Annotated in this window: 6 protein-coding genes; 3 read left to right on the forward strand and 3 right to left on the reverse strand. The window is 36.7% G+C overall.

What is annotated here, in order from left to right:
• Positions 1–213: 213 nt before the first annotated feature.
• Both MOC86_RS23695 and acnA read right to left on the reverse strand, forming a co-directional pair.
• Complete coding sequence (locus MOC86_RS23695; RefSeq protein ID WP_268586386.1) at positions 214–1512, reverse strand: CitMHS family transporter; 1299 nt, start codon at positions 1510–1512, stop codon at positions 214–216.
• 186 nt (positions 1513–1698) lie between these two features.
• Positions 1699–4440 carry an aconitate hydratase AcnA gene (gene acnA / locus MOC86_RS23700; protein ID WP_268586387.1) on the reverse strand — a complete coding sequence of 914 codons (2742 nt, stop codon included), beginning with the start codon at positions 4438–4440 and terminating at the stop codon, positions 1699–1701.
• Between the two features lie 220 nt (positions 4441–4660).
• Between acnA and MOC86_RS23705 the strand changes: the two genes are divergently transcribed.
• Positions 4661–5530 (forward strand): LysR family transcriptional regulator, encoded by an 870-nt coding sequence (locus MOC86_RS23705; RefSeq protein WP_268586388.1) that lies wholly within the window; start codon positions 4661–4663, stop codon positions 5528–5530.
• Positions 5531–5653: 123 nt separating this feature from the next.
• On the opposite strand, the gene MOC86_RS23710 is transcribed toward MOC86_RS23705, so the two are convergent.
• The gene (locus MOC86_RS23710) at positions 5654–6268 is read right to left on the reverse strand and encodes an RraA family protein (protein ID WP_268586389.1); all 615 of its coding nucleotides are present in this window, start codon (positions 6266–6268) and stop codon (positions 5654–5656) included.
• 625 nt (positions 6269–6893) lie between these two features.
• Here MOC86_RS23710 and cdaS point away from each other — a divergent pair.
• Both cdaS and MOC86_RS23720 read left to right on the forward strand, forming a co-directional pair.
• Positions 6894–7514: a sporulation-specific diadenylate cyclase CdaS gene (gene cdaS, locus MOC86_RS23715; protein WP_268586390.1), complete on the forward strand. Its 621-nt coding sequence runs from the start codon at positions 6894–6896 to the stop codon at positions 7512–7514.
• A 324-nt stretch (positions 7515–7838) separates the two neighbouring features.
• Entirely contained in the window at positions 7839–9215 is a 1377-nt protein-coding gene (locus tag MOC86_RS23720) for an aspartate aminotransferase family protein (protein ID WP_268586392.1), read from the forward strand.
• Positions 9216–9287: the final 72 nt, after the last annotated feature.

A 9287-nucleotide genomic window follows, 5' to 3' on the forward strand; every position in this document is an offset into this window, starting at 1 on the left:
ACGGTTTAGTTAGATTATAAAACTTTTGTAAGCGCTTTTCAATAGTTTTTTAAGAAAAGTCTGATATTGATGAGTTCTCCTATTTTCTATCCTCTTTTTTAAACTAACCGTACTCTCTTATTTCAAACAAGAGACTTATAAAATGATAGATACTAAAAAGAGCGCGAAGTCCTTCAAAAAAGGTTTTCGCGCTCTTTTTATTTTAATGAACACTTATAAAGAAATAGCACCTGTTATTAAAGCAACAATAATCATAACTGTACACGTTCCTAAAGCCCACTTTATTATAAATTTTTGATGATCTCCAAAATCAACTTTTGCCATTCCGACTAGTAAATGAGTAGAGGCAATTAAAGGACTCATGGCGTGTATTGGTTGCCCGAGGATAGAAGCTCGTGCAATTTCAACTGAGTCTATCCCATAAGCTTCTGCGGTTTGCGCAATAATTGGGACTACGCCAAAATAGTATGGATCATTTGCCATTACGTAAGTGAGCGGAAGACTCGTAATTGCTGTAATAAGAGCAAAATAGCTTCCTAACTCTTCTGGAATAACGGCAATCAAACTGTTGGCCATCTCATCTACCATATGTGTTCCTGAAAGAATTCCAGTGAACACACCAGAAGCAAAGATTAAAGCAACAACGATTACAACGCTGTCTGCATGAGAACCGAGTACTTTCTTCTGAATATCTAGGTTAGGGTAATTTATTAATAAAGCTAAAGAAAAAGCGATGACAAACAACACTGGTAAAGGCAGTATCCCTAAAACTAATGCTACAATTAGCCCAATCGTTAATAGTGCATTAAACCATGTAAGATGAGGTCGTCTTAAGTTCGACTCTAGCGCTGCCGCTTGTTGATGCTGAGATAAGTCTCTAGATAAATCTATATTCATGACGCCTAGTCGTTTTCGTTCTTTTTTACCAAAAATATAGGCTGTGAATAATACCCATACAATACCTCCTAGCATAACCGGCACAAGAGGAAGAAACACGTCGTTTACATCAAGCTTTAATGCACTTGCAGCTCTAGCCGTTGGCCCTCCCCATGGAAGCATATTCATGACGCCAAACGACATCATGGATACACAGGTTAGAATAAGAGGGTTCATTCCTAAACGATGATATAGTGGTAACAATGCAGAAACTGTAATGATGTAGGTTGTGGTTCCGTCACCGTCTAAGGCAACAAGACCTGCAAGAATCGCCGTTCCAAACACAACTTTTAAAGGATCTCCTTTCACAATAGATAAAATCTTAGAAATGAGTGGATCAAACAAACCGGCTTCAATCATAATCGCAAAATACAGAACGGCAAACATTAGCATAATCCCTGTAGGGGCAACGCCGCTTAACCCTTCTAATATCATTGGTCCTAAATCTTTGGCAAACCCTCCAATAAGCGCAAAAACTAATGGAACAACGATTAGTGCAAGTAAAGCTGACATTTTCCTTGTTACAATTAAAAAGATGAAGCAGGCCATCATTGTAAATCCCAATAAAGAAATCATCTTATCCCCCCTATTTGAATACGCTTACAAAATAAATCACTATAAATCTCAAAAGTCTTTTTTATAACAATAGTGAGAATAAGAATTCAAGACGAATCTTTATTCTTGAATTCTCATTTCACTCTTCGTCCTTTTAACTAAGATGCTACTCTAACATTATCTTTTAAACTATTATTGACTCATTTTTTAGTGAGATGTCTGCGCTGATTTCCCCTTTTGATTTATCATTTGACGTAAGACTGTTTGCATAATCCCACCGTTATGATAATAATCAATGTCTACCGCATTATCCAAACGTACGATCACATTAAATTCAAAAGAAGTATAATCTTGACGAATAGCTTTAACTTTTATTTTTTGCCTTGGTTGAATCTTGTTGCATAGCCCTATTGTTTCAAATGTCTCATCACCAACAATCCCAAGTGTTGACGCATCCTCTCCTTCTACAAACTGAAGAGGAAGCACTCCCATTCCAACTAAGTTGCTGCGATGAATTCTTTCAAAGCTTTGTGCTATTACAGCTTTTATCCCTAGTAGATACGTTCCTTTTGCTGCCCAGTCACGAGAGCTTCCTGTTCCGTATTCTTTACCAGCAATAACAACAAGAGGCGTTTTATCTTCTCTATATGTCATAGCTGCATCGTAAATAGACATAATCTCCCCTGTTGGTAAGTACTTAGTTATCCCTCCTTCATAACCTGGCACCATTTTATTGCGTATTCGAATGTTGGCCAAAGCACCTCGAATCATAACTTCATGATTTCCACGTCGCGAAGGATAAGAATTAAAATCTTTTGGACTGACGCCTTGCTGTTGGAGATACATTCCTGCTGGGCTATCAGTCTTTATGGCTCCTGATGGAGAAAGATGATCAGTTGTGACCGAATCACCAAGTAAAGCAAGAGAACGAGCTCCTTTGATATCTTCAATGTTTCTAAGTTTTTCAGGTACATCTTTTAAAAACGGCGGTTCTTGAATATAGGTAGAAGATGAATCCCATTCGTATAGATCTCCTTCTGGAATATGGATTGAATTCCAGCTTTCATTCGCTGTATATACATTTTGATAACGTTTACGAAAAAACTCTGGACGAACTGCATTTCCCATCCATTCTTGAATTTCTTTAGAAGATGGCCAAATATCTTTTAAGTAAACAGGCTCTTTGTTTTGATCATAGCCAATTGGATCACTAGTCATATTAATATCTACTGTCCCTGCTAGAGCATAAGCAACAACAAGCGGAGGAGACCCTAAGTAATTAGCCTGAATTTGAGGATGTACACGGCCTTCAAAATTTCGATTTCCTGATAAAACGCCTGCCACAGCCAAATTGTGATCACTAATAGCCCTACTTACCTCATCAGAAAGCGGACCTGAGTTTCCGATACAGGTTGCACACCCGTATCCCGCAACATGAAAGGCTAGCTCCTCCAAATAGCTTAGCAATCCAGACTCTCTTAAATAATCTGTCACGACACGTGAACCAGGTGTTAATGTACTTTTTACATAAGGGGCTTTACGAAGACCTTTTTCAATTGCTTTTTTTGCGACTAATCCCGCTGTAATAAGAACGTTTGGATTTGATGTATTTGTACAACTTGTAATCGCCGCAAGAACGACAGAACCATTTTTAATAATGGACTCTTCTCCATTCTCATGCTTTATGACCACTTCTTTTGCTAAATCGCTCTTACTAAAACCATATCCTCCTTTTTCAACCTTTTCACACATTACATTACGGTATTCTTTTTTCATCTGAGTTAATTCGACTCGATCTTGCGGACGTTTAGGACCAGCAAGACATGAAACAACAGTAGATAGATCAAGCTCAACGACATCTGAATAAACAGCTTCAGGACTGTTTTCATCTAAAAACATCCCTTGAACTTTGTAATACGATTCCACAAGCTCTATTTGTTCCTCACTACGCCCAATGAGTTTTAAGTAGTTTAGTGTTTCTTGATCTACAGGAAAGAAACCCATTGTTGCCCCATATTCAGGTGCCATATTGGCTATTGTTGCTCGGTCTGCAGTGCTCATCTTCCCTACACCAGGACCGAAAAATTCAATAAACTTACCAACAACACCCTTTTTCCGCAACAGATTTGTTACTGTTAATGCTAGGTCTGTTGCTGTTGCTCCTTCAGGAAGAGACCCTGTTAGTTTAAACCCAACAACTTCAGGAATAACAAAATATAAAGGTTGCCCTAGCATTGCTGCTTCTGCTTCAATTCCCCCTACTCCCCAAGCTACTACTCCTAGTCCATTAATCATTGTTGTATGAGAATCTGTTCCAACAAGAGAATCAGGATAAATTTCAATATCACCGTCCCTTTCTTTTGTAACTGAAACTGATGATAAATATTCCATATTAATTTGATGCATAATACCTGTTGCGGGTGGAACGACTAGAAGGTTGTTAAAAGAGTTTTGAGCCCACTTGAAAAAGCGAAACCGCTCCTTGTTACGTTCAAAATTAATCTTTTCATTTAATTCCATTGCATCAGGTCTTCCGAAGTAGTCCACTGTTACGGAATGATCGACTACAAGATCAACAGGAATTAATGGATTGACTTTTGAAACATCTTCCCCAATCCGTTTTACCGTCTCTCTCATTGCAGCTAAATCAACAATGGCAGGAAGACCTGTTGTGTCATGCAGAAGAATACGTGAAGGTTTAAAAGGAACTTCTTGGTTGGAATCACGTTCAACAGCCCAATTGGCTAACCTTTCTACATGATCTTTCGTAATATTCATTCCGTCGTATTCCCTTAGGACAGATTCGAGCAGTACTTTTATTGAATAAGGCAACCGAGAGACGTTTCCTATCCCCTTTTCCTCTAATGAATTTATTTTGTAATAGCTATAAACTTTTTCACCTACTTTAAGAGTGGAGTGTGTCTTAAAAACATCTCTTTTCTCATACATACTTTTCAACCCCTTAGGTCTTTCTCTATTTTCCATAGGTTTATTGTATTGTAAATAATGAAGTCATAAAAATATCAATATTTCATAGTTATGTATGCAACTTTTTCATGACAAAGGTTTGGCCTTCTTCTTTTTTAACGGGGCTTTGTGTGCTATTGTTCTAGTAAGCTATCCATAAAATAGCTGCCATAAGGACCGTTAAGCAAAGGAGGGACATCGCGTGGATAATCGTGATTGGCTTATTTTACATACGTTATTTCATGAGAAAAACATCACAAAGACGGGAAAAATTCTGTATATTGCTCAACCAACGTTAACAAAGCGTTTAAAACAAATTGAAACAGAGTTAGGAGTAAAAATTGTTGACAGAGGGATAAAAGGAGTTCAGTTTACGCCTCAAGGAGAATACATTGCAAAACGCGCTGAAGAAGTGCTTCATATCTTTCGTGAGATAAAGGAAGATATTGATAACTTTAATCATAGTGTTTCAGGGACGTTAAGATTAGGTGTATCAAACTTTATTAGCAAATACAAACTTCCCATTCTATTAAAGTTGTTTAAGAAGCACTACCCTGACGTCGAGTTTCAAGTAGACACAGGTTACAGCAAGGATATCTTTAATTTAGTTTACACTCAATCTTCACATATTGGGTTTATTCGCGGAGAATACAGCTGGCCAGATCAAAAGCACTTATTATTTGAAGAAGAGTTATGTATAGCATCTAAACATCCCATTCAACTTGACGAGCTTCCCCATTTACCGAGGATTGACTACCGAACAGATCAGCTATACAAACAGTTAGTGGAAAATTGGTGGACAGAACACTATTCCGAGCCACCGTACATTGCGATGTCTGTTGACCAAGGAGATACATGCAAGGAGATGGTGTTAAACGGATTAGGTTATGCCATTATGCCCTCCCTCTTCCTGCGTGACGTAGAGGATATTCATAAAATTCATCTAAAAGATAAAGAAGGAAAAAAGATAACTCAAAAGACGTGGATGTTTTATTATAACGAATCAACAGAGTTAAACGTTGTCAGCGCATTTGTAGATTTTATAAAGGAATTAGATGTCTATCATCTCTAATCCCCTTAAAAAATAATAAAAAGGGACAAGCTAAAGATCAAGCATTCAGGCGTTGTTGAATACAACTCTCTTTCTTTACTAGCCCGTCCCTTTTTTTAATATCTTTCGTTTTAACCCTTTCTTTTACTTTGAAAGAAAGTGATCTAGATATTTTATTACTTCTTCCCTATCCCCAGAAACTTTCTCTTCTCTTTTTATATCTAACGCTAATTTATCTAATGCTTTATCAAGAACTTCTTGCTCCATTGCTTGGGGAACTACTACGACCCCATCCCCATCACCAATAATAAGATCACCAGGAGAAATGGTAACCCCTCCACAAGAAATAGGCACATTTAATTCACCATTCCCTGCTTTTCCACTCGCCGCTACTGTTGTTCCTTTACAAAAAACCGGAAAGTCTAGTCTTTTAATTCCTTCAAGATCACGGATAACTCCATCGACAACAATTCCTTTAATCCCCAATGTTTTGGCCATGCCTACTATAAAGTCACCGGCAATTGCCCGATATGTATCCCCTTTTGCATCAACAACTAATACATCTCCTGGTTTAGCTTCTCTAATCGCTCGCAAAAAAATAAGGTTGTCGCCTACAGGCATTTTAACGGTAAAAGCTCTTCCCACAACTTTATACTTATCTTGTAATGGCTTGATCGATGAATCTAAATTATTAAGACCTTCCATAGCATCAGAAATACAGGTAGTTGGAACCTCTTGAAATTTATTCTCTATATCCATCTGTTATCTCTCCTCTTTCCTCAATAAATACGTTATCTTTGTGAAAACTAAATGTTCTATCAAATATCTTTTTTCTAGCTACATTTCTTTATATTTAGGTTAAGAGATGTTGAATTTATTTTAACTTAGAATTGTATAGTGAAAAAATCGAAACAATTCATACCTAGATATGAATTTTAGGAATGCTAGTTTACTTTTTATATTGGACACGAACGCTATAATGACAGCTGTCAAACGTGAAAATATCGTTAACTAAACCATCGAGTAAATGCAGTAGTTAAAGTTTGAAATGTGAACAAGGAAAGGATCCTCCATACTTTGGCCCCCTTCATTAAACGATTATAAGTCTGTTCTTGTTAGATCACCGGGTTGAAGATGACACTTAAACAGGTATATTGATTTTAGGTGAGGAAGATCAACTTTATTTAAAGCAGACAAATGAGAAAATGACGTTTAAAAGATTCTTATGTAAGAATTGAAAATTAATATAAGGGCAACATAATGATTATTAATTGAACACAGACTTAGACAAAAAAGATATCGAGGATTATTCCGAATAAATAAAGAGTTGAAAATTTCCTTGTTCTAATCTGTGATTTTCTAGAAGGTATTGAGGTGTTGAAATGTGGACACTCCTAATTGCGATTTTTCCCCAATGAAACAGCAATTGGCAGAAGGAATACAGCAAATTACGAATGAACTTCAACATAGTTTAGGTGTACTAGACAATGAAAGCTATTGTCTTTTAGGGAAACTAGAGGGTATTAAAGAAAAGTTTATTAATATTGAATCTGTCGCTGCTTCTTTTTATTTAAACTGCTATTTAGCAGCTTTTACAGACAAATATGCAGAGCTGTCTCTTTGTGTTCAGCGACTATCCGACCGACGTCATGGAGCATTAATCGTCGTAGAACGTCGTGATGCCCTTGATTCTTTCATCCAAAAAGGAACCGATGTAGGAGCCACTTTAACTCCTGCATTGTTAGAAGCTATCTTTTACCCTGGAAACCCTCTCCATGATGGTGCTGTACTGATCCGCTCTAACCAAATCGTTTCAGCCGCGAATGTTCTTCCTCTTACAGCGACCGTTATAAGGGGAAAAAAACTAGGTACCCGCCATCGTGCTGCACTAGGCTTAACAGAGCAAAGTGACGCGCTTGTTCTTGTTGTATCTGAAGAGACAGGGAGAGTTTCCTTTGCGCTTAACGGAAAACTCTATCCTATTATTACGACTGCCTCGTTATAAAAAAGAAGGTTCATCGTAACGATATAACTCTCCCCTTTTAACATCATGTACTTCACAAACGTCAAGAAGGTACAAATCATTTGAGCAATAAGAGATTTGTGCCTTCTATTTTTATGTACATTGTTGATATATAAGAAAAGGAATTTCTCTAATTTTTATTGAGCATAAAAATTATACTTTTGATTAATAAAAAACCGCTTTTTCTCCTTTTCAAGTTTATATTAAGGTTATAAAAAAAATGTTCTATCCCTCTTCATGAAATATATATTTCATTATATAATACAAAAAGAAATATTTATTTTAAAAAAGGTGGAGATTATTTTGATGACAGGTCAAGAAAATGGATTGTTATCCGAAAGCACTCAAACATCAGCAACTCTATTTACAAAAGCATGTAAAGTAATTCCTGGAGGAGTAACAGCAAATATTAAATATTTTAATCCTCATCCAATAATGATGGAAAAAGGAAAAGGAAGTAAACTCTTTGATGTAGATGGAAATGAATATATTGATTACTTATTATGCTATGGTGCTCTTATTTTAGGCCATGGTCATCATAAAGTATTTGAAGCTGTAACAAAGCAAATGATGGAATCTGGTACAACTATCTTCGGTACACCACACAAAACGGAAACAATAATGGCCGAAAAATTAGTTGAATTATATCCAGGTATTGAAATGGTTCGCTATACAAACTCAGGCTTAGAAGCAACACTTTTAGCTATTCGTACGGCTGTTGCCTACACAGGTAAACAGAAAATCGCAAAATTTGAAGGGCATTATCATGGCGGCTATGACCAAGTGCTTGTAAGTGTTAATCCCGATATGGATAGAGCTGGAGAAGCATCAGCTCCTAGCGCAGTAGGTGAATCAAGAGGATTACCAGATTACTATCTAAAAAATACAGTGATTCTCCCCTTTAATGATTTAGAAGCAACAGAGAAGATTCTAAGAGATCATGCACATGAATTAGCAGGTGTTATTCTAGAACCAATTCAAGGTGGTTTTATCCCTGCTAATCAAGATTTTATGACAGGTCTTCGCAAAATTACAGAAGAGCTGAACATTGTATTAATCTTCGACGAAGTAAAAACTGAGTTTAGATTATCACTTGGTGGTGCACAAAAAATTTATGGAATCAAACCAGATATTACAGCTTTAGGAAAAGTTCTTGGTGGTGGTTTCCCTATAGGAGCTATTGGTGGGAAGAAAGAGATGATGATGATTAGTTCTGCTAGAGATGGTCGCGACATTTTAACAGCAGGTACAGAAAATACCGATAAACAAGACCCTCTATATCATAGTGGAACATACAATGGTCACCCAACTATACTCGCAGCAGGATTAGCAACGATTAATGTACTAGAACGAGAAGGTACAATGGACAAATTATTTGCAAGAACTCAATTATTAAGAAAACAGTTAGAGGAAATCTATAAATCTTATGGATTAACGATGCAAACACTTGGCATGGGGAGTATTTTTAATATTATCCTTGGTGAAGGAGATATAAAAAATTATCGTGATATGAGTAAATCTAATACAAAATTACGAAAACAGATTGATTATGAATTGTTGAAGTTAGGTATTTATACAAAACCACTTAATCGCTACTCAATGTCGGTGGTGCACACTGAAGAAGATGTACATCGTACAGTAACAGCACATGATGAAGCCATCAAACGTGTTTTAAATAAATAAGCGTGCTTCACTAAAGAAGGAAAAGTAGAGCTATAACAGGTGTTTATCCTTACACCTGTTATAGCTCTACTT

This window comes from Priestia endophytica (assembly GCF_026790145.1).
GTDB lineage: Bacteria > Bacillota > Bacilli > Bacillales > Bacillaceae_H > Bacillus_I > Bacillus_I endophytica_A.

Excerpts from the sequence above, each read along its gene's own strand:
- MOC86_RS23710 (WP_268586389.1), bottom strand. The coding sequence starts at position 6,268 with ATGGATATAGAGAATAAATTTCAAGAGGTTCCAACTACCTGTATTTCT.
- MOC86_RS23695 (WP_268586386.1), bottom strand. The coding sequence starts at position 1,512 with ATGATTTCTTTATTGGGATTTACAATGATGGCCTGCTTCATCTTTTTA.
- MOC86_RS23720 (WP_268586392.1), top strand. The coding sequence starts at position 7,839 with ATGACAGGTCAAGAAAATGGATTGTTATCCGAAAGCACTCAAACATCA.
- acnA (WP_268586387.1), bottom strand. The coding sequence starts at position 4,440 with ATGTATGAGAAAAGAGATGTTTTTAAGACACACTCCACTCTTAAAGTA.